Genomic DNA, 19,465 nt, shown 5'->3' with positions numbered 1-19,465 from the left:
GGAACGACTTCGACACGGGTCGTAGCGACCGGGAGCGTCGCCGTGTCGGGTGTGGCGACTGAGCGGGTAAGCAAAATCAGCGCGGCTAGTCACGCTGACTTGTACCAACGCCTGCGGCGCGAAGCCGATCTCCATCGTGGACCGCATGGCCGGTGAAGCGTCAAGAAGCCGCTTCTCGACGCGGAAGCCGGGCTCCTGGGAGGTTGCATATTTGGCGACCTCCCGGTCTCCCGGACTCAGTCCGGATGAACCATCGATACAACCTGTTGACGATTCACGGCTAGCGCGGCCCGGCGCGTCGCGCCTGTGCGCCCGTCGGCGCGCGCAGGAGGCGCGCCATCGCCGAGCGCAGCTTGTCGCTCGGCACCGGCTTGTGCAGCAGCATGAAGCCGCCGTGCTTCGACCGGCCGGGTCGGCGCGCCATCGTGTCGCCGGTGATCAGCATCGCCGGAATCGCCGCGTTGTACTCGTCGCGCAGCCGCGTGATCGCGCCGATGCCGTTCTCGTCACTGTGCAGGTGCAGATCGCAGATCAGCAGGGTCGGGCGCACGTCGTCCGACGCCAGGCGTGCGATGGCCTCGCTCGCCGACGCGGTCGCGACGACCCGGTAGCCCCATTGCGCGAGCAGGATCGACATCCCGGTGCGAATGGCCGATTCGTCGTCGATCACGACCACGAGGTGGGCGGCCGCGGCGGCCGTGTCGACGGCGATCTCGTCCACAACGGCCGCAGGCGGCTGCGCGGTCGCGGGCATTCGCGCCACCTGCAGTTCGAAGCACGAGCCCCGTCCGGGCTCGGAGCGCAGCACCAGCGGGTAATCGAGCAGTTCGGCCAGGCGCCGCACGATCGCCAGGCCGAGGCCCATGCCCTGTTCGTGCCCGCGGCCGTGATGGGTCAACTGGTAGTAGTCGTCGAACACGCGGCTCTGCTGATCGGCCGGAATGCCGCGCCCGGTGTCGATGACCTGCACGCGCACGTGCGTCCGCGTGCGCCGGCAGCCGACGACGATGCGCCCGGCGTCGGTATAGCGCACCGCGTTCGACAGCAGGTTGCGCATGATGCGCTCGAGCAGCACCGGATCGGAATCGATGACCGCGGCGCTGCGCACGTACGACAGCTGCAATCCCTTTGCATGCGCATCGACGGCGACGTCGCTGCACACGCGCTCCAGCACCGTGCCGATCGCGAACGGCCGGCGATGCACGGGCACGACGCCCGCGTCGAGCCGCGAGATGTCCAGGATCGCGGTGAACAGCTTGTCCATCGCATTGACGGATTCGTTGATGCGTTCGACGAGCAGCACGCCGTCGGCGGGCATCTGCACGTGCCGCAACGCACCGACGAACAGGCTGAGCGCGTGGACGGGCTGGCGGAGGTCGTGGCTCGCGGCCGCGAGAAAGCCCGACTTCACATGCGAGGCCTCGGTCGCGAGATCCTTTTGGCGACGGAAGTTTTCGGCGAGCTGCGCGGCGCGCTGACGCTCGCGTTCGGCGATCCGCTGCGCGTCGATCAACTGCAGCTGCATTTCGATCTGGTCGCGGAATTCCTCGACGAGCCGGAGGTACCGTTCCGAGTACGCATTCTCCTTGCAGTCGAGCAGGCAGATCGTGCCGAACGTGGTGCGGTCGGGCCAGTGGATCGGCAGCCCGAGATACGAGACCATGTTGACGCGCAGGTCCGGGTTGTTGCGCCATTGCGGTGATTGCCGCGCGTCGGGCACGACCAGCGAGCGGTCGCTCGCGATCACGGCTTCGCAATAGAGCCCCGAGCCGGCCAGTTCGGCCGATTCGCCCTGATAGAACGGATTGGCTTCGTTCCGGCTGGCCACCACCACCTGGATGTCGTTGCCGACATGACGCATGATCAGCCCGGACGGGACGCCGACGATCTCGGCCATCAGGTCGACGAGGCGTTGCCACCGTTCGAGCACGTCCGCGGCGAGATCGAACGGGGCGTCATGGCCGGCCGGTGCGTCGGGTGCTGCACGGCCGTCCGTGGGGTGAGGCGTGGAGGCCATCTGCGATCCCGCTGGCGGTGACGATGAGAAAAATCTAGGCGATTCGCGCCGGGTTGGCAATTCGCGCGATGCACCCTCCCGCATCGCCGGGCCGTTCGACCGGCACGCCGCGCCGGGCGCTCAGATGAGCCCGGCCTTCCTGCCGGCGGCGGCCGCCTGGGTCCGGTTGATCACGTTCAGTGCCTTGAAGATCGCGGTGATATGCGCCTTGACGGTCTTCTCGGACAGGCCGAGCTTGTCGGCGATGACCTTGTTCGGCACGCCTTCCGCGAGATGGCGCAGCACTTCGATCTGGCGTTGCGTCAGCGTCGTGTCGCGCAGCGCGGGCGGCGGGGGCGTGGCGCCGTCGGGCGACGGCGCGACGTGCTCGTCGAGCAGGAGCGGCGGCACGTAACGTTCGCCGTTGAGCGCGATCCGGATGGCGGACAGCAGCGTGCGCGGGCCGGCGGACTTCGGGACGTAGCCCATTGCGCCCTGCGCGAATGCATGGCGCACGGCACCCAGATCCTCGGACGACGACAGCACGATGACGGGCAGCCCCGGGCGCTTCTGCGTGAACACGGCAAGGGCCTCGAGCCCGTCCATGCCCTGGAGTTTCAGGTCGAGCACGATCGCGTCGAGGTCGGTGTGCTGGTCGAGCATCTGCATCGCGTCGTCCGCATTGCCCGCCTGCACGACGACCGTGCTGCCGTCTTCCTGACGGAGCAGCATTTCCACGCCGTCCCGCAGGATCGCGTGATCGTCGACGATCAGAATTTTCATTGGAACGATGAGTTGTGTGGGGCGGCCGGGGCGGGTTCGGGATGAGCGAACCGGATTGTACAAGACGAAAGTCTTAATACTAAAGTCTCACTTTCCCTTGATTTATCGTGCGTTTGTCTTGCGCCTAACGTCGCGTTTACATTCAACGGAATATCACCGAGACTCAATCACGACGGTTTGCAATGAAGGCGAATTCGGGTGCGCCATGCGGGCCGCTGCGGGCATCGCCGTGATGTTGCCCGCGACACCCGAAGGCACGCCGGAACTGGATCGCGGCTCGATACACGCAAGCGATGCGAGTCGTTCTGAACTGTCCGGCTCCGATATTCCGGACTTAAATAACGTAATAACGATTCGTAATAAATATTTTATCGGCACGCATTTTGACGGTGACTCATTGATCCTTGTCGCGCATCAATCGAGGTGAACGATGAAACTTGCCAACGACAGTGACGCAATATGGGAATTGAATATGTCGTATCTGTGTCTGGCGCAGCGGCTGCTGCAGTCGGATCGCGCGATCGGCATGTTTCGTCTCGGCGTGAGCGCCGACATCGCGGTTGCACTGGAGGCGCTGTCGGTGAAGCACATGAACGATCTCGCCTCGGCGGGGCAGCTCATCTGCGCGTTGCGGCCGAGCCGGCATGGCGTGATATCGGCATTGACGCAGCCGACGCCGCCGGTCGACATCGTGCGTCTTCACACCGCGCTGGCGCTGGCCGGCCTTGCGCTGCCCGACGAGATCGCATCATGACCGATCCCGTCAGGCGGCACTGCCTCGCCGACGACGCGCAACGGACGATGCAGGCGGTGGTGCTGATCCGGCTCGGCGCGCGGCTCCAGATGCTGGAAATCGAGTGTGCGCTGCCGCACGATCGTCTTGCGCGCCTTTACCGGGAGGTACGCGGTGTCGCGGCCCCGAAGGGCATGCTGCCGTTCTCGACGGACTGGTACATGACGTGGTTCGCGAATCTTCACGCGTCGCTGTTCCATGGCATCTACCGTTTCATGCGAAACGACGCGGGCTGCTCCCGGCTCGATGCGCTCATCAAGGCCTACATGCTGTACGCCGAACACGGCGGCGCGGCCGGCATCGCCCCGCCGCTCGATCTGACGCGGGCCTGGATGCTCGTGCGTTTCATCGATGGTGGCGTACTCGACATCGCGCCGTGCACGCATTGCGGCGCGTCCTTCGTGACGTATCGCTATATGCTGCGCCGCCATCGGGCCTGCGTTGCGTGCCGGATGCCGGCACGCGCCGGCAAGCGTGCGGCCGTCGCGCCCGCGCGGGTCGACCCTGCCGCGCAACGCGCGATGCGCCAGGACGCGTGCACGAGGCTCACGCCTTGCTGCGAGGGCGGCGCCGTCGCGACGCGCGGGCAACCGGGAGAACACGATGCCGGCTAGCGGCGCGGCCGAGGCCGCGTGCGTTGAGAACCGGGCCGGGATCGCGAACGCAGGCGGTTTCCCGATCCGGCAGCGGATGCGTGCGGGCTTCGCGCTGGTCGTGGCGCTGACGGCCGTGGCGTGCGGGACGAACGTCTGGGAAAGCTACCGGCAGTACCGGCAGGGGAGCCTCGATCTGCGTGACGTCGAGCAGGTCGAACACGCGATGGTCGCGTTGAACCGGATCTCGGCCGAACGCTGGCCGGCCAACGCGCTGCTCGCGCATCGGCGGCGCGATGCGGCGCCCGACGTGGTGGCCGTGAGCGCATCGCGGGAGCGCTCGGACCAGGCGCTCGACGCGCTTCGCACGCACCTTGCACAGGCGAGCGTGCTCGACGCCCCCGCGCGCGGGATCGCGTTGCACGCGATCGAAGCGATCCGCGTCGAGCTGGCCGACGCGCGGCAAGAAGTCGATGCGCTCGCCGCCCAGCCGGCGGACGCGCGCATGGTGTGGCAGGTGCAGTCCGCGCAGGACCGGATGTTCGCGGCCGCCGACGATGCGGCGGCCTTGGCGCACGACGTGATGGCGGGCACCGCGATGCGTCACCCCGATACGGCGAACGCGCTGATGCTCGCACACCTGCTCGGCGACCTGCGCGAATACAGCGGGCGTCTCGGCTCGCTGTTCGTCGCGTCGCTGATGCGCAACGCGCCGCTCGACGACGAGCGGCTCGCGCGCATTCTCCAGATGCGCGGGCGCGTCGTGCAACTGCGTGCGCTGATTGCCGGCGCGATTGCGCCGCAGCTCGCCGACGCCACGCTCGCGAACGATTTCGCACGGCTGAACGATGCGATGGACGGCAGCCTCCTGCCGCTCGTCTCGGCCACGCTCCGCGCGGGGCGCACGGGCGGCTATGCGATGAATGCCGAGGATTTCGCGCGGCGGATCATGCGCGACCTCCGGCCGGCGGAACAGCTGCGCGATCGCGTGATCGACGGCACGCGGGCGCGCGCGGTCGAACTGCGCGATGCGGCCCGCGTCAGGATGGCGTTGTCCGCCGCCGAAGCGGCCTGCTGCATCGTCATTCTGTTCCTGCTCGTGCGCGGCACGCAGCGAACGCTGTCGAAGCCGCTCGATGCGTTGAGCCGCGGCATCGTCGCGCTGAGCCAGGGCGAGTTGTCACCGCACGTCGCGGTGCCGGGCAGGGGGCCCGAGATCGACCGACTGAACGACGCGCTGGACCGGCTGCGCAGCGCGTACGTCCGCCGCGAGGTGCTCGAGCGGCAGCGCAACGACATGCTGACGCTGTTCTCGCACGACATGCGCGCGCCGCTGACGTCGGTCGTCGTGCTCGTCGGCGCGCCGGCGGTATGCCCGCCGGACTGCACGTTGCGCGAACGCCTGCACGAGATCGGCAGGCTGACGCGTCATGCGCTGGCGATGGCGGACGGCTTTGCGCAGGTGTCGCGGGCCGAGGCGGGCGAGTACGCGCCCGAACTCGTCAATCTCGTGGACCTGATGAACCAGGCGCGGGACGAGATCTGGCCGCACGCGAGCGAAAAGGACATCGACGTCGACGACGTGCCGCACTGCGACGACGCGCTGGTGCACGGCGATCCGGTACTGCTGTCGCGCGCGCTCGCCAAGTTGCTGGGGAATGCGGTCGAGTACAGCGCGTCGCATACCCGCATCGAGTGCAGCGTCGAGCTGGCCGAGGATCGCGCGTCGGTGCGCTGCGTGATCCGCGACCACGGTTACGGCATCGCGACCGAGGATCAGGCGAGACTGTTCGAGCGCTACCGGCGCTTTCGCCTGCAGGGGCAGCCCGACGCGAAGGGCGTCGGGCTCGGGATGGCGTTCGCGAAGGCGGTCGTCGAGCGCCATCGCGGTGAGATCCGCGTGCGCAGCGCCGCGTGGCAGGGAACGACGGTGACGGTGCTGCTGCCGGTGGCGGGCGTGGCCGGTTCGGCTGACGCCCCGCGTCCGATGGAGGCCGAGGCCGCGCCCGCGCCCGGGTGACGCGCGGCGACTTCGTCAGTCGGACGGGCCGGATTCCGGCCCCGCGGATCAGTACCCTGATCCGCTGCTGCCCTGATCGGTGACGATCGCGACGCCCGAGCTCGTGCCGAGCCGTGTCGCGCCGGCTTCGAGCATCGCGAGCGCGGCCGCGCGGTCGCGCACGCCGCCCGAGGCCTTCACGCCGAGCACGGGGCCGACCGTGCGGCGCATCAGCGCGACATCCGCGAGCGTCGCGCCGCCGTGGCCGAACCCGGTCGACGTCTTCACGAACGCGACGCCGAGATCGCGGCACATCTCGCACACGCGCACCTTTTCGTCGTCGGTCAGCAGCCCGGTTTCGAGGATCACCTTGAGCGGCACCGCGCCGCATGCGCGGTGCACGGCGGCGATGTCGGCCTTCACGTCGTCGGCGCGGCCGCTCTTCAGCGCGCCGAGGTTGATCACCATGTCGATCTCGCCGGCGCCGGCCTCGATCGCGGCGGTGGCTTCGAATGCCTTCGCGGCGGACAGCCCCGCGCCGAGCGGAAAGCCGACCACCGAGCATACGAGCACACCGGTATCGGCCAGCTCGCGCGCGGCGAGCGGCACGTTCGCCGAATTCACGCAGACCGAGTAAAAGCGATGCTCGGCCGCCTGGCGGCAGAGTTCGCGGATCTGCGCGTCGCTCGCGTCGGGCGCGAGCAGCGTGTGATCGATGGTTTGGGCGAGCTGGGCGTTGGAAAGCGGCATGTGTCAGGACTCCACGGATCGTGTGCGGAAAGGGCACACGGAAAGTTGATGTTTTCACATCGGTTTGTTACAAATACGACATTCCGGCCGGGCCTGCGCGCCCGGCACGACGGGCGACTCACGCGGCGGGCACGCAGGATACAGGCATGGAAACAAAGAAGGGCGAACGGATCAAGACATTGATGAACGTGCTGCAAGGGCAGAACGCGATTCATCTGAGGGAAGTCGCCGAGCTGTTCGGCGTGTCCGAAATGACGATCCGCCGCGATCTCGCGGACAACCCGCACGGCCTCAGCCTGATCGGCGGCTACGTGACGCGCCATTTCGCGGCACAGCGCAGCGATATCGGCGAATACCTGATCAGCGCCGAGAACAACCGGCAGACCGAGGAAAAGCGCCGCATCGGCAAGCTGGCCGCGCAGTTCGTGACGACCGGCGACACGATCTTCGTCGACTGCGGCTCGACCACGCCGTTCATCGTCGATTTCATCCCGGACGACCTCGAATTCACGGCGGTCTGCAATTCGCTGAACGTGTTCGCGAAGCTGCAGCAGAAGCCGCACTGCAACGTGATCCTGTGCGGCGGCGCGTATCACCGCCAGAACATGGTGTTCGAATCGGTTGCCGAAACGGGCATCCTCGACTCGGTGCGCGTGTCGAAGGCGTTCATCTCGGCGGCCGGCGTGAGCGACCGCTGCGGCGTCACGTGCTTCAACTTCCACGAAGTCGACGCGAAGAAGAAGGTGATGGCGCGCGCGCAGAACCGCTTCCTGCTCGTCGACCACACGAAGTTCGACGAAGTGCGTGCGGCCTATTTCGCCGAGCTGACCGATTTCAACTACGTGATCTCCGACGGGCAGCTGAGCCCCCGCTACGAAACGGCGATCCGCGAACACGGGATCGCGCTCGTGACCTGATGCCGCGCGGACGTGCATCGCGCTTTTCATCGCGCTGTGGTTCGCGTTACGCATCGTGCGCTTCCGCCGCGCTCAGGTAGCCGGTGAGCACTTCGAAGCGGCGCGACGCACCCGGCGCGAGCGTCGCGACATGGTCCTTGCGGCGTTCGGCTTCGTAACCTTCGGGCTCGCAGGTCGACGGCAAGGCGAACGCGGCGACCTGCTGGTCCGCGTTGTGCAGGATCCAGCGCGTCGCATGCGGGAACTGCGCCGGGCGGTACGCGGTGTGGAATGCGCCGCCGTCCGGATGCGCGAGCCGGAAATGCGCGACGCCGTCGGCATCCGTTTCCACGTCGTTCATGAAGAACACGATCTCGGGGTCGTACAGCGCCGGCGCATCGAGCGTCGCGAGCCGCTCGGGTTCTTGTGCGAGCGTGGCCGTGTAGTCGCGCCACGCGGCGGTCGGCTTCACGTGCGCGGGCACGCTGTCGCGCAGCCGCAATCCGCCGCGCGCGAGCGGCTGCACGAAGCGTCCGCCCGGCACGTACGCATAGTTCAGATGAGCCATGTACATCAGGTCCATCGGCGCGCCGCCGAGGTTCGTCACGTCCATCGCGATCGTCATCTGCGCGTCGTGCTCCGCCAGCCGTACCGACGGACGCGCGACGTAGTGGCTGCCGAAGCCCTGCACGTATTCGTACTCGCCGGTCACTTCGACCGTTGCGCCGCGCGCATCCGTGCCGACGACGAGGCTCGCGCGGTCCATCGGCGCGCACGGCATCTCGCCGTGCAGCGCGTGCGTGTCGTCCGGGCCCGGGCAGCCGTTGCGCAGCAGCCCGCTGTGGAACATGAAGCAGCCGTAGGTGTCGATGATCGACGCCGCGCGCTTCGGCTGCCGGAACATGTGCTTCATCGTCAGGTCGCGACCGTCGAACTGCGCGGCCCAGATCATCTGGCCGAGATACGGCAGCACGACGAGATGGCCGCGGCGGTTCTCGAGCTTCAGCGCCTCGACGCCGGACGGATACGCGAACGCGGTGACGGTGAGGCCGTCGGTGCGGTACAGCGTGCGCGGCGTTTCGCGGAAGTCGTCGCGCCGCAGGTCGATCTCGCCTCGCATGGTCATGCTCCCGACGTGTTGCGCGTGGCGGCGTAGCGTGCGGGCGCGTGGCCGTCGGCCGCCGCGTCGGGCGTCGCGGCCGGCAGGTGGCGCAGGCAGTAGAAGCCGTAGTAGACGATCACGACGAAGCAGGCGAGCGGCACGACGAACGCGAGCTGCATGTTGCCGCCGGTGTGATCGGAGATCAGCCCCTGGATCAGCGGCACGACCGCGCCGCCGACGATGCTCATCACGAGGATCGAGCCGCCGTATTCGGTGTCCTTGCCGAGGCCGTCGATCGTCAGGCCGTAGATCGTCGGCCAGCACGGGCCGAGAAACACGCTCACGCACACGGCGGCATAGACGGCCGTGATGTTGTGCACGCTGATCGTGTAGGCGAGCAGTGCGATGCACAGGATGCCGTAGACGATCAGCACCTTGGCCGGGCCGACGCGCTTCATCACGAGCGTCGCGACCAGCTTGCCGACGAAGAACGCGAAGAACGTCGCGAGCAGGTAGTGCGATGCGCCGCGCTCGTTGAGGCCGCCGATCTGCATCGCGAGCCGGATCGTGAAGCTCCACACGCCCACCTGCGCGCCGACATAGAGAAACTGCGCGACCACGCCCGCGACGAAGCGCCGGTTGCCGAACAGGCGTGCGAGCGTGCCGCGCGCGTCGATCCGGTGCGTGACCGCGCCCGGGCCGTTGCCCTTGCAGGCCGGGTAGGGCGTGAGCGCGAACACGATGAACACGGCGACGAGCACGACGATCAGCCATTTGTACGGTTCGAGCGTGGCCTGGATCATCGCGAGCTGGTGCACGTGAGCTTCGGCGGCCGACATCGCCGCGAGCTGCGCGTGCGACGCGTCGCCTTCCTTGAAGATCAGGAAGCTGCCCATGTAGACGCCGGCCATCGCGCCGAACGGATAGAACGTCTGCGAGATGTTCAGCCGCCGCGTGCTGGTTTCGCGCGGGCCCATCAGCGTCGAGTACGAGTTCGATGCCGTTTCGAGGAACGACAGGCCGGCGGCGATCACGAACAGCGCGACGAGGAACATCCCGTACTTGGCCATCGACGCGGCCGGGAAGAACAGCAGGCAGCCGGTCGTGTAGAGCAGCAGGCCGACGAGGATCGTCGTCTTGTAGCTGAACTTCTTCACGACGGTTGCGGCCGGAATCGCGAGGAAGAAGTAGCCGAGATAGAACGCGGACTGCACGAACGCCGATTCGAAATCGGACAGGAAGAACGATTTCTTGAACTGCGCGATCAGCACGTCGTTCAGGTTCGCGGCGGTGCCCCACAGCGCGAACAGGCAGCACAGCAGCGTGAAGGCGAAGAGCGGCGTGCGGTTCAGGTAATAGCCGTCGGGTGTGTGTTCGATTCTGGCTCGGCTCACGGGTGTCTCCTTCCCAGGGTGTCTCGTCGATGAACGGCGCCGTTCAGAAGCCGGCGTCGCGGAGGAAGCGTTCGAACGTCGCGGCGTCGGCGTACGATTTCTGCGTGCCGAGGCCGGTGACCGAATGCGCGGCGTACGCGGACGCGTAGCGCATCGCGTCGACCGCGTCGCGCGACGCGGCATAGCAGCGCGCGAAGCAGCCGATGTACGCATCGCCGGCGCCCGTCGTGTCGCGCGCGTCGACCGGGACGCCCGGCACATGCCGCGCGCCGTCGTGCGAGACGAGCAGCGAGCCTTGGTCGCCGAGCGTGACGAGCACGTGCTTCAGCCCGCGCGCGACCAGCGCTTCGGCGGCGCGGGTTGCGCTCTCGCGCGAATCGACCGGCATGCCCGACACAATTGCGAGCTCGGTTTCGTTCGGCACGAAGAATTCGACGGAGCGGATCCGCTCGAAATCGAGGTCGGCGACCGCGGGCGCCGGGTTCAGCAGGACGGGAATGCCGTGCCGCGCGCCGAACGCGATCGCGTGATAGACGGTGTCGAGCTCGATCTCGAGCTGCAGCACGATCAGTGCGCATTCGGCGAGCGTCGACGCAGCCGCGTCGATGTCGGCCGGCTGCAGGTGGCGGTTCGCGCCCTTGACGATCAGGATGCTGTTGCTCGAATCGGGTTCGACGAAGATCGGCGCGACGCCGCTCGGCACGCCGGCGACCTTGCGTACGTGCGTGGTGTCGATCCCTTCGCGCTCGAAGTTGCGGATCGTGTTGTCGGCGAACACGTCGTCGCCGACTTTCGTGACCATCACGACGCGCGCGCCGAGGCGGGCGGCCGCGACGGCCTGGTTCGCGCCCTTGCCGCCGCAGCCGAGCTCGAAATTCGGCGCTTCAAGCGTTTCGCCCCGGGCGGGCATGCGTTCGACATAGGTCACGAGGTCGACCATGTTGCTGCCGATGACGGCGATTGTCTCCATCTGCGTCTCTTCCTTGGTATGGGTGCGCCGCGCGCGTGGTCGGCGGCGGTTCGCAACGAGTGATAATAAAATCACATTTGATGTGAGAATGCAATCCTGTGATGTTAATGGGGTCACTTCTTATGGAGTACGTCTGGCGGGGCGGGCTGGAATCGAGGTGTCGGCGGGATTTGGGGCTGGATGTCGTCCGGGGTGACGACATGGATTCCCCGTGAGTGCGGGGTGCGGCTACCGGGAAGTCGAGCGACGTGAACGCACATGCCGGTTCACCGGGCGCGCCGGACGGGCTCGGTCAAGAGATGGAGGCGATGCGGACGCGTCCGGACGGGCCGCTTATGCGTATGCGGCGATCAGCGCATCGAGATTGCGTTGCGCCAGCGGCGTGAGCGGCGCGAATTCCGCCGATCGAAACAGCGGGGTCTGCCCGCGCAGATGTTCGAGCGCCTGCCTGCGCCCGGCGCGAAAGGCTGCCGACGGTGCATCGGGATCCTGCGCCCACTCGCGGGCGATCGCGCGATCGTATTCGCGAAGCCGGTCGGGCGCGGCTGCCAGGATCGCGAGATCGGCGTCGAGAAAAATCTGCCCCGCGCGTTGCAATTCCGGCGTGGACGCGACGTTATCGGGCAGCCGGTGCGATTTCGTCGCAAGCACGAAAGCATGGGCGGCGGACACATGCGACGCATGCGCGTGCAACCACGGCGCGTCGCAATGCGCGTCCGTGACCTGCACGAGCCATTGCGCGCTGCGTGCCTCGTTGTCCGCGTAGTCGGGCAGCGTCGTCGCGTAGACGACATCGTGCGCCCATACCGCCAGCTCGATGGCCGGCCACAGCGGCTCCGTACGATACGGCGCGAGATGGTCGAACAGCTCGGCCAGATGCGCGAGCGTGTGGTAGAAGCGCTGCGGTTCGCCGTACGCGCGCTCGACGAGCGGCCAGACGGCGGCCGTGCCGAAGCACGCGTCGCAGGACGCGCGCAGCGTGCGGGCAAGGTCGGGGGCGAGGGCGTTCATGGCGGCGATCGGCTCGTGAGCGTGCGGTGGCATGTCCGTCGGCTGCCGTCACACGTTGATCACGCCGCGCCCGATCTCGATCACGTGCCCGCCGACGCCGATTGCGCCGTCTGCACCGACCGTCAGCCGCAGCCGGCAAGGCCGGCCGACGGCGTCGCCCTGTTCGACCTGAAACGCGGCAGGCAGATCGTATCCGCTGGCCAGCAGCCAGCCGCCCAGATTCGCGCAGGCCGACCCTGTGCCCGGATCTTCCGACACGCCGCCCTGCTTCACGAAGAAGTAGCGGGACACCACCGTCCCCGGGCGCTCGGCGTCGAACGCGAACACGTAGACGGTCTTGCGGCCGAGACTGCTTGGCGGCCAGATGTCGAGGCGGGCGCTGTCGGGCCGCGCGCGCCGCACGGCGGCGGGATCCTTGAGCGCGACCAGCAACTGGTCGGCACCCGTGTCGACCCAGAGCGGCGGCGCGAGCAGATCGTCTTCGGCCAGCCCCAGCAGTGCCGCCGTCTGTCCATCGGACAGTTCGCACGGTGCCGTTTTCGGCATGCCGGCGTACGGCGCGGTGAACGTCCACACGTCGTCGTGCGCATTGACGGCGACGACGCCCGCCTTGAATTCGAGCGAGAGTGCGTCGCCCGCTTCCTGCAGGTCGCGCACGACGTGCGCGGTGCCGAGCGTCGGGTGGCCCGCGAAGGCCATCTCGTAGCCGGGCGTGAAGATGCGTACGCGTGCGTGCGCACGCTCCGACGGCAGCACGAAGGTCGTCTCGGACAGGTTGAACTGCACGGCCAGCGCCTGCATGGTCGCGTCGCCCATGCCGCGAGCGTCCTCGAACACGCACAGCGGGTTGCCGCCGAACGTCGATTCGGCGAAGACATTCAGCAGGCGGAAGGCATACGGGGTCATTGGCATCTCGTGTGGGGGCGCCCTGCGTGCCGGGCGGCGTGACGACCGGTTCGATCGCAGGGGGACAGGGTCGGACGACCGGTCGTCGAATTTTGCCACTATCGCCCCGAGGTTGTCCGCCACCGCTTCGCACCGCCACGGCAAGCCGTCGCCTGCCGGTCGGGTGCGGACGGAGCCTGCGTTCGTGGCCGGCCGGAATCTCGTATTTCGTGCATCATCAGGTGGCTCCGATTCGCCGACGGGGATCCGGCCCGCGCATTCAACCGTTCTCGACGACAGCGAAGATTTTCGTGCCCGGGCAGACGATCGCGGACGAATACGCGTTCACCCGGTTTCAAGACAACGACGCCGTGCCCATGCCACACGTGTCGGGTTCAGTGTCGCTCAGCGCTGCTGGTTCAGGCATGCAGGAGGAAGACATGGAATCCGACGGAAGCGTCCCGAACGCCGGCGAGGCGCAGGCCGATTCGCCACAGGCCGCTCTGGATACGATCGTGCGCGGTGTGCAAGGCATCGGGATGCCCGCCGAAACGGACTGGCCGACGGCCAGGCAATCTCTCGCGGACGACGACGGCCAGTGGAAATGCTCCGCTGTCCTGGTCGCGATCGTCACGCGGCGCGAGCCGACGATCCTGCTGACCAAACGTTCGTCGGGGCTCAGCGAATATGCGTCGCACGTGAGCTTCCCGGGCGGGCGCCCGGCGGAGTCCGACGCCGGTATCGGCGCGACGGCGCTGCGCGAAGCGTTCGAGGAAATCGGCCTCGATCCCGGTGCGGTGCAGGTGATCGGCTGCCTGCCGATTCACAAGACCCGCAAGCGCCATCACGCGATCTTTCCGGTGATCGGCATCGTGGCGGAAGCCGCCGCATGGGAGGCCGCGCCGGCCGAGGTCGAGGAGATCTTCGAGTTCCCGTTTTCCGCGCTGCTGAACCCGGATCTGCCGCGGCAATACGCCGACGGCGAACGCGCGGGCGGCTGGTACTGGGCGGACCAGCCGCAGGACATCTGGGGCGTGACCGCATTCATCCTGAAGTCGGTGGCCGGTCTCGTGCTCGACGCCGAACGATGAGCGCGTGCGTCGCGGCCGGATGCCGGTGCGCGTCAATGCGACGACACGAACACCGCATCCTCGAACGCCTCCGGAATCGCGAAGCTTGCGCGCATGCGCTGCGTTTCCTTCGCCGGCGTGAGGCCGAACAGACGCTTGAATTCCCGGCTGAACTGCGACGGGCTCGTATAGCCGACCGCATAACCGGCCGCTTCCGCCGTCAGGTCCCGACGCACCATCAACAATCGCGCCTGATGCAGGCGCGTCGATTTCAGGTACTGCATCGGCGACACCTGCGTGATCGCCTTGAAGTGACTGTGGAAGCTCGGCACGCTCATGCCGGCTTCATCGGCCAGTTGTGACACGTCGAGCGGCTGCGCGTAATCGGCATGGATCACGCGCAGCGACCGGCCGATCCGGCCGAATTGTCCGCGCATCGCCAGCGCGCTGCGCATCGCATTGCCCTGCGCGCCGGTGAGCACGCGGAAATACAGTTCGCGCAGCAGCGCCGGGCCGAGCACCGCGGCGTCGAGCGGCCGCTGCATCGCATCGACGAACCTCAGCACCGACGCGTGCATCGCTTCGTCCATCGGTGTCGACATCATGCTCTTCGGCGCCTGCACGGGTTCCGCGATGCCTTCGCGGTCGATCTGCGCGGCGAGTTCGGCGGCCAGCGTGAAATCGAGGTGCAGGTACAGCGCGAGCAGCGGGCGCTCGGGCGTCGCGTCGGTTTCCATGCTGAACGGGACGGGTACGGAGACGGCCAGGTAATGATGTTCGTCGTACAGATAGCGCTCGCCGCCGAAGTAGCCGCGCTTGCATCCCTGGCACACGATCACGATGCCCGGGTCGTACAGCACCGGCGTGCGCGACAGCGTGCGGTTCGAGCGCAGGATGCGCACGCTCGGCAGCGCCGTCAGGTTGTAGCCTTCATCGGGCGCCAGCCCGCGCAGCAGCGTGACGAGGCGCTTGCGGTCGCGCGGCGACGGCGCGGGAGGGCGGGCAGGGGCGGAGGCGGAACTCATAGTTTTGTGCAAGAAAATCAGCGGAATCTGGCTTATTCGGTGTCGTTCGTCAGACTAGTATGCACGCTTCAATCGACATTCGGGAGAGACTCACATGACATCCGGCAACATCATGCTCATCACCGGCGTCAGCAGCGGCTTCGGCCGCGCGCTGGCCCAGGAAGCGCTGGCGGCTGGCCACACGGTGGTCGGTACGGTGCGAAGTGAAGAAGCAAAGCGCGCGTTCGAAGTGTTGTCCGCGCAGGCGGCGGTCGCGCGCGTTCTCGACGTGACCGACTTCGATCGCATCGACGGCGTCGTCGCGGACATCGAGGCGAACGTCGGGCCCGTCGACGTGCTGGTGAACAACGCCGGCTACGGGCACGAAGGGATCATGGAAGAGGCGCCGCTCGCGGAGATGCGGCGGCAGTTCGACGTGAACGTGTTCGGCGCGGTCGCGATGATGAAGGCCGTCGTGCCGTTCATGCGCGAACGCCGCCGCGGCCACATCCTGAACATCACGTCGATGGGCGGTCACATCACGATGCCGGGCATCGCGTACTACTGCGGCAGCAAGTTCGCGCTGGAGGGCATTTCCGAATCGCTCGGCAAGGAACTCGAGCCGTTCGGCATCGCGGTGACGGCCGTCGCGCCGGGCTCGTTCCGCACCGACTGGGCCGGCCGCTCGATGGCGCGCACGCCGCGCTCGATCGCCGACTACGACACGCTGTTCGATCCGATCCGCCAGGCGCGCGAGGAACGGAGCGGCAAGCAGCCGGGCGACCCTGCGAAGGCCGCGCGGGCGATGCTGGCCGTCATCGCATCGGAACACCCGCCCGCGCACCTGTTGCTCGGCAGCGATGCGCTGCGGCTCGTGCGGAACAAACTGGCGGCGCTGGACGACGAAATCCGCGCGTGGGAGGCGTTGACGGTGTCGACGGACGGCTGACGTGCGGCGGGGCGTCGTCGTTCATTTCCTGCCGGTGGATGATCGGCCGTCGCGGTCTGTCATGGCATCGTGGTTTCACAATAATGTCCGATAATGACTGTAGGCCAGTACGCCACGTTCATCCACTTCACAGGAGCACTGCGATGCCATACGTCACCACGAAGGATCACGTCGAGATCTTCTACAAGGACTGGGGCCCGAAGGACGCGCAGCCCATCATGTTCCACCACGGCTGGCCGCTGTCCGGCGACGACTGGGACGCGCAGATGCTGTTCTTCGTCCAGAAGGGCTATCGCGTGATCGCGCACGACCGGCGCGGCCACGGCCGCTCGGCACAAGTCTCGGACGGCCACGACATGGATCACTACGCTGCGGATGCGTTCGCGGTCGTCGAAGCGCTCGACCTGCGCAATGCGGTGCACATCGGCCACTCGACGGGCGGCGGCGAAGTGGCCCGCTACGTCGCGAAGCACGGCGAGCCGGCCGGCCGCGTCGCGAAGGCCGTGCTGGTCAGCGCGGTGCCGCCGCTGATGCTGAAAACGGAATCGAACCCCGACGGCCTGCCGCTCGAAGTGTTCGACGGCTTCCGGAAAGCGCTTGCCGACAATCGCGCGCAATTTTTCCTCGATGTGCCGAGCGGCCCGTTCTACGGTTTCAACCGCGAAGGCGCGACCGTGCATCAGGGCGTGATCCGCAACTGGTGGCGGCAGGGGATGGAAGGCAGCGCGAAGGCGCACTACGACGGCATCAAGGCGTTTTCGGAAACCGACCAGACGGGCGACCTGAAGTCGATTTCCGTCCCGACCCTCGTGCTGCACGGCGAAGACGACCAGATCGTACCGATCGCCGATTCCGCGCTGAAGTCGGTCAAGCTGCTGAAGAACGGCACGCTCAAGACCTACCCGGGGTATTCGCACGGGATGCTGACGGTCAACGCGGACGTGCTGAACGCCGATTTGCTGGCGTTCGTGCAGGCTTAACGGTGTCGGCGCAGGCCCGCTTCGGCGGGCCGCGTCGGAATCGCCGGCCGCAGCGGGCCGGCGAATGCAGTCTGCGCCTGCGCGCGCCCGATGCGCCGCACCGGATTCCGGTGTGTTGCATCGCGGCGCCCGCCGCGGCGCATCGGTGCCGGCCCGTCGGCGCACCGTTCATATAGATACTGATTAGTATAAGTATTCAAGTCGGGAAAGCGAATGGCACGGCCTCTCTGGAGGGGCGCGTACGGACAAGTTGCCATGTCGTATCCCGGGAATATTCCCGAATCACTTGGTTTTGAATTTCGTCTTCTGTATCCTCGTCCCCGGATTCGAATGGCGGGCTGGCGATGAATTGGCGTTTCTCCATGTAAATCAAGCATTTCAGCGGCTATGCGTCGGGTAATCCGGTGCCTCCGGTTCGTCTCCCTCCTATCACATAAATTTATAATCTGACACGAAATAAGAAAGGAATGACCATGATCGAGGCGCAATTCCAGAGGGACGTTTTTGCTGATATGGCGGTATTGCCGGGGCCGCTGCTCGCTTCCCTGTCTCTTGAGATAGACGAAGCGGTATCTGAATTGATCGACAACGCAATGCTCGAAGAGCAGGTCGAGATGCATGCGGAGTGGGAGGGGATCTTCCTGAAACGGGTCCGTGACGTGCTTGACCGTGCATTCGTGGAGCGCGACCCGGACGTCATGAAGGCCGTGCATCGCGCGCTGTTCCTGCTGTATGAGCTGCATGTGGTCGACGGTACATCGCCGCGCGCGGTCAATCAGTTCAATCCGTCGCTGACGCGCGTGCGCAGGTGCATCGAGCGGACGTGGATCGAGCACGAACAGCGCCATCTGGGCAGCGGCGGCGCCGATGCACTCGACGGCGAGGCGTTGACGCAAGCGTTGAAGAACCTGTGGGCGCGGCATCCGGTGGCATCGCATCCGCTGTTCGATTTTCTGGAGAAGGACGCGTCACTCGATCAGATCGTCGCATTCTTCAAGAGCGACAGCGCACTGAACATTCGCTTCTTCGACTTGCTGCTCTACTCGATGATCGGATCGCGAGAAGGCGTACGACGTGAGCTGGCGCAGAACTTCTGGGACGAATCGGGGCGCGGGGAAGGTGCGCGCAGTCACGTGAGCCTGTTCCGGAACCTGCTGAACGTCGTCGGGGCAGGCAACGGGCTGGACAATCATGCGGGCGAACTCGGCTGGCAGGGGCTCGCGGGATACAACCTTTTCATGCTGGCATGCGTGAACCGACAGCACTATTTCAAATTGCTGGGCATCATGGCAATGACCGAACTGCTCGATCCGTCACAGTACGAGAAACTGGCGCGAGGATGCCGGCGCGTCGGGCTTGGACGCGACGCCGAACTGGACTACTACGACGAACACGTGACGATCGACGTGATTCATGGCGAAGGGTGGTTGTCGAACGTGATCGTGCCGATCGTCAACGAGACGCCGACGGTGGCGGGCGACATTCTGCTGGGCGCGTCGCTCAGAATGGCGACCTGCAACGATTATTACGATGCGCTGCTGGCGCGGCTGGTCGGCATGACGCAGTGATGGGCGACGCCTGGCGATCAGGTCTTCTTCCGCTTGCCTGCGGTCGGGGTAACGGACGTTTGCGAAGCCGTCTGCAGCAGGCGTTCCGTTGCCTGCCAGGCGTCGTCGGCCGCGTGTTCCGTGTCGCCAACCACGGCGGACAGGGTCGCGCCGTCGAGCAGCATCACAATCTGGCGCGCGGTCGACTCGATCATGGCCGGCGGCACGAGATCGAGCAGGAGGTTCTGGATGAACAGGCGCAGCTGGATTTTTTGTGTCGTCGAGATCCGGATGATTTCGCCAGACTCGGAATGAAACTCGGACAGTGCGCTGGTGAACATGCAGCCGCTGAAATCGCGCGCCTTGAACCAGCGCTCGTGCCATGCAAACACGGCCTGGAGCCGCTCGATCGGCGTGTTCCGGGTTGCGACCGAACTGGCAATCGAACTGAGTGCGCTGTGTGCCCGCTGAGTGAGAACCTCGGAAATCAGATCGTTCTTGGTCGGAAAATTCCGGAACAGGGTCATTTTGGCCACGCCGGCTTCTTCGATGATACGGTCGGTTCCCACCGCGTGATAACCGTGCTGCGTAAACAATCGTGTCGCCGTATCGACGATCGCTTGACGTTTGGAATTCTTGGCCATGCGATGCATTCCTCAACCTAATCGTACCCGGATTATAGCCAAGCACGGCCGGGCGTTGTGACTTTGGTCCGGCGCATGCGCCGATGCGAGGAATCGAGC

At 66.5% G+C, this 19,465-nt stretch carries 19 protein-coding genes; 9 read left to right on the top strand and 10 right to left on the bottom strand.

Translation table 11 applies throughout. The annotated features are described in order from the left end of the window. Positions 1-280 precede the first annotated feature (280 nt). Entirely contained in the window at positions 281-2,077 is a 1,797-nt protein-coding gene (locus AC5LXK_RS36230; protein ID WP_493394442.1) for an ATP-binding protein, read from the bottom strand. Between the two features lie 60 nt (positions 2,078-2,137). Further along, positions 2,138-2,779, bottom strand: coding sequence for a response regulator (locus AC5LXK_RS36225; protein WP_493394441.1), 642 nt, complete (start codon positions 2,777-2,779; stop codon positions 2,138-2,140). Between the two features lie 55 nt (positions 2,780-2,834). Here AC5LXK_RS36225 and AC5LXK_RS36220 point away from each other — a divergent pair, with 55 nt between their 5' ends. The 4 genes from AC5LXK_RS36220 to AC5LXK_RS36205 are packed head-to-tail and all read left to right on the top strand — an operon-like array spanning position 2,835 to position 6,185. Further along, a complete protein-coding gene (locus AC5LXK_RS36220) occupies positions 2,835-3,206 on the top strand; it encodes a hypothetical protein (protein WP_493394440.1) in 372 nt (123 codons plus the stop codon). Positions 3,207-3,209: 3 nt separating this feature from the next. After that, positions 3,210-3,533: a flagellar transcriptional regulator FlhD gene (locus AC5LXK_RS36215; RefSeq protein WP_493394439.1), complete on the top strand. Its 324-nt coding sequence runs from the start codon at positions 3,210-3,212 to the stop codon at positions 3,531-3,533. Beyond that, complete coding sequence (locus AC5LXK_RS36210; RefSeq protein WP_493394438.1) at positions 3,530-4,186, top strand: FlhC family transcriptional regulator; 657 nt, start codon at positions 3,530-3,532, stop codon at positions 4,184-4,186. The genes AC5LXK_RS36215 and AC5LXK_RS36210 overlap by 4 nt, the downstream gene beginning before the upstream one ends. Beyond that, positions 4,176-6,185, top strand: a complete 2,010-nt coding sequence (locus tag AC5LXK_RS36205) for a sensor histidine kinase (RefSeq protein WP_493394437.1) — start codon at positions 4,176-4,178, stop codon at positions 6,183-6,185. Before AC5LXK_RS36210 ends, AC5LXK_RS36205 begins: the two co-directional genes overlap by 11 nt. Positions 6,186-6,233: 48 nt before the next feature. Here the strand turns inward: AC5LXK_RS36205 and deoC are convergent, their stop codons facing one another. Continuing rightward, positions 6,234-6,914 (bottom strand): deoxyribose-phosphate aldolase, encoded by a 681-nt coding sequence (deoC, locus tag AC5LXK_RS36200; protein WP_493394436.1) that lies wholly within the window; start codon positions 6,912-6,914, stop codon positions 6,234-6,236. 146 nt (positions 6,915-7,060) lie between these two features. Here deoC and deoR point away from each other — a divergent pair, with 146 nt between their 5' ends. Further along, positions 7,061-7,831, top strand: a complete 771-nt coding sequence (gene deoR, locus AC5LXK_RS36195) for a DNA-binding transcriptional repressor DeoR (protein ID WP_493394435.1) — start codon at positions 7,061-7,063, stop codon at positions 7,829-7,831. A 46-nt stretch (positions 7,832-7,877) separates the two neighbouring features. Here deoR and AC5LXK_RS36190 read toward each other — a convergent pair whose 3' ends face one another. From AC5LXK_RS36190 to AC5LXK_RS36170, 5 genes are all read right to left on the bottom strand, one after another. Further along, complete coding sequence (locus AC5LXK_RS36190; protein ID WP_493394434.1) at positions 7,878-8,930, bottom strand: aldose 1-epimerase family protein; 1,053 nt, start codon at positions 8,928-8,930, stop codon at positions 7,878-7,880. Positions 8,931-8,932: 2 nt separating this feature from the next. Beyond that, positions 8,933-10,306 (bottom strand): L-fucose:H+ symporter permease, encoded by a 1,374-nt coding sequence (gene fucP / locus AC5LXK_RS36185; protein WP_493394433.1) that lies wholly within the window; start codon positions 10,304-10,306, stop codon positions 8,933-8,935. Positions 10,307-10,349: 43 nt separating this feature from the next. Then, the gene (gene rbsK / locus AC5LXK_RS36180) at positions 10,350-11,276 is read right to left on the bottom strand and encodes a ribokinase (protein ID WP_493394432.1); all 927 of its coding nucleotides are present in this window, start codon (positions 11,274-11,276) and stop codon (positions 10,350-10,352) included. Between the two features lie 333 nt (positions 11,277-11,609). After that, on the bottom strand, positions 11,610-12,287 hold the full coding sequence (locus tag AC5LXK_RS36175) for a hypothetical protein (protein WP_493394431.1): 678 nt from the start codon (positions 12,285-12,287) through the stop codon (positions 11,610-11,612). A gap of 48 nt (positions 12,288-12,335) precedes the next feature. Beyond that, positions 12,336-13,193 (bottom strand): PhzF family phenazine biosynthesis protein, encoded by an 858-nt coding sequence (locus AC5LXK_RS36170; protein WP_493394430.1) that lies wholly within the window; start codon positions 13,191-13,193, stop codon positions 12,336-12,338. A gap of 38 nt (positions 13,194-13,231) precedes the next feature. Here AC5LXK_RS36170 and AC5LXK_RS36165 point away from each other — a divergent pair, with 38 nt between their 5' ends. Beyond that, a complete protein-coding gene (locus AC5LXK_RS36165; RefSeq protein ID WP_493394429.1) occupies positions 13,232-14,263 on the top strand; it encodes an NUDIX hydrolase in 1,032 nt (343 codons plus the stop codon). A 32-nt stretch (positions 14,264-14,295) separates the two neighbouring features. Here AC5LXK_RS36165 and AC5LXK_RS36160 read toward each other — a convergent pair whose 3' ends face one another. Continuing rightward, positions 14,296-15,267, bottom strand: a complete 972-nt coding sequence (locus tag AC5LXK_RS36160) for an AraC family transcriptional regulator (protein ID WP_493394428.1) — start codon at positions 15,265-15,267, stop codon at positions 14,296-14,298. A 94-nt stretch (positions 15,268-15,361) separates the two neighbouring features. Here AC5LXK_RS36160 and AC5LXK_RS36155 point away from each other — a divergent pair, with 94 nt between their 5' ends. From AC5LXK_RS36155 to AC5LXK_RS36145, 3 genes are all read left to right on the top strand, one after another. Further along, positions 15,362-16,195 (top strand): oxidoreductase, encoded by an 834-nt coding sequence (locus AC5LXK_RS36155; protein ID WP_493394427.1) that lies wholly within the window; start codon positions 15,362-15,364, stop codon positions 16,193-16,195. A gap of 143 nt (positions 16,196-16,338) precedes the next feature. Then, complete coding sequence (locus tag AC5LXK_RS36150; RefSeq protein ID WP_493394426.1) at positions 16,339-17,175, top strand: alpha/beta fold hydrolase; 837 nt, start codon at positions 16,339-16,341, stop codon at positions 17,173-17,175. A 467-nt stretch (positions 17,176-17,642) separates the two neighbouring features. Next, positions 17,643-18,743, top strand: a complete 1,101-nt coding sequence (locus tag AC5LXK_RS36145) for an iron-containing redox enzyme family protein (protein ID WP_493394425.1) — start codon at positions 17,643-17,645, stop codon at positions 18,741-18,743. Between the two features lie 17 nt (positions 18,744-18,760). On the opposite strand, the gene AC5LXK_RS36140 is transcribed toward AC5LXK_RS36145, so the two are convergent. Next, the gene (locus tag AC5LXK_RS36140) at positions 18,761-19,366 is read right to left on the bottom strand and encodes a TetR/AcrR family transcriptional regulator (RefSeq protein WP_493394424.1); all 606 of its coding nucleotides are present in this window, start codon (positions 19,364-19,366) and stop codon (positions 18,761-18,763) included. Positions 19,367-19,465: the final 99 nt, after the last annotated feature.

Source organism: Burkholderia pulmonis, assembly GCF_984667975.1.
This window is presented reverse-complemented; position numbering and strand designations above follow the sequence as displayed.

Excerpts from the sequence above, each read along its gene's own strand:
- AC5LXK_RS36225 (WP_493394441.1), bottom strand. The coding sequence starts at position 2,779 with ATGAAAATTCTGATCGTCGACGATCACGCGATCCTGCGGGACGGCGTG.
- AC5LXK_RS36215 (WP_493394439.1), top strand. The coding sequence starts at position 3,210 with ATGAAACTTGCCAACGACAGTGACGCAATATGGGAATTGAATATGTCG.
- AC5LXK_RS36210 (WP_493394438.1), top strand. The coding sequence starts at position 3,530 with ATGACCGATCCCGTCAGGCGGCACTGCCTCGCCGACGACGCGCAACGG.
- AC5LXK_RS36205 (WP_493394437.1), top strand. The coding sequence starts at position 4,176 with ATGCCGGCTAGCGGCGCGGCCGAGGCCGCGTGCGTTGAGAACCGGGCC.
- deoC (WP_493394436.1), bottom strand. The coding sequence starts at position 6,914 with ATGCCGCTTTCCAACGCCCAGCTCGCCCAAACCATCGATCACACGCTG.
- deoR (WP_493394435.1), top strand. The coding sequence starts at position 7,061 with ATGGAAACAAAGAAGGGCGAACGGATCAAGACATTGATGAACGTGCTG.
- AC5LXK_RS36190 (WP_493394434.1), bottom strand. The coding sequence starts at position 8,930 with ATGCGAGGCGAGATCGACCTGCGGCGCGACGACTTCCGCGAAACGCCG.
- rbsK (WP_493394432.1), bottom strand. The coding sequence starts at position 11,276 with ATGGAGACAATCGCCGTCATCGGCAGCAACATGGTCGACCTCGTGACC.
- AC5LXK_RS36175 (WP_493394431.1), bottom strand. The coding sequence starts at position 12,287 with ATGAACGCCCTCGCCCCCGACCTTGCCCGCACGCTGCGCGCGTCCTGC.
- AC5LXK_RS36170 (WP_493394430.1), bottom strand. The coding sequence starts at position 13,193 with ATGACCCCGTATGCCTTCCGCCTGCTGAATGTCTTCGCCGAATCGACG.
- AC5LXK_RS36160 (WP_493394428.1), bottom strand. The coding sequence starts at position 15,267 with ATGAGTTCCGCCTCCGCCCCTGCCCGCCCTCCCGCGCCGTCGCCGCGC.
- AC5LXK_RS36155 (WP_493394427.1), top strand. The coding sequence starts at position 15,362 with ATGACATCCGGCAACATCATGCTCATCACCGGCGTCAGCAGCGGCTTC.
- AC5LXK_RS36150 (WP_493394426.1), top strand. The coding sequence starts at position 16,339 with ATGCCATACGTCACCACGAAGGATCACGTCGAGATCTTCTACAAGGAC.
- AC5LXK_RS36145 (WP_493394425.1), top strand. The coding sequence starts at position 17,643 with ATGACCATGATCGAGGCGCAATTCCAGAGGGACGTTTTTGCTGATATG.
- AC5LXK_RS36140 (WP_493394424.1), bottom strand. The coding sequence starts at position 19,366 with ATGGCCAAGAATTCCAAACGTCAAGCGATCGTCGATACGGCGACACGA.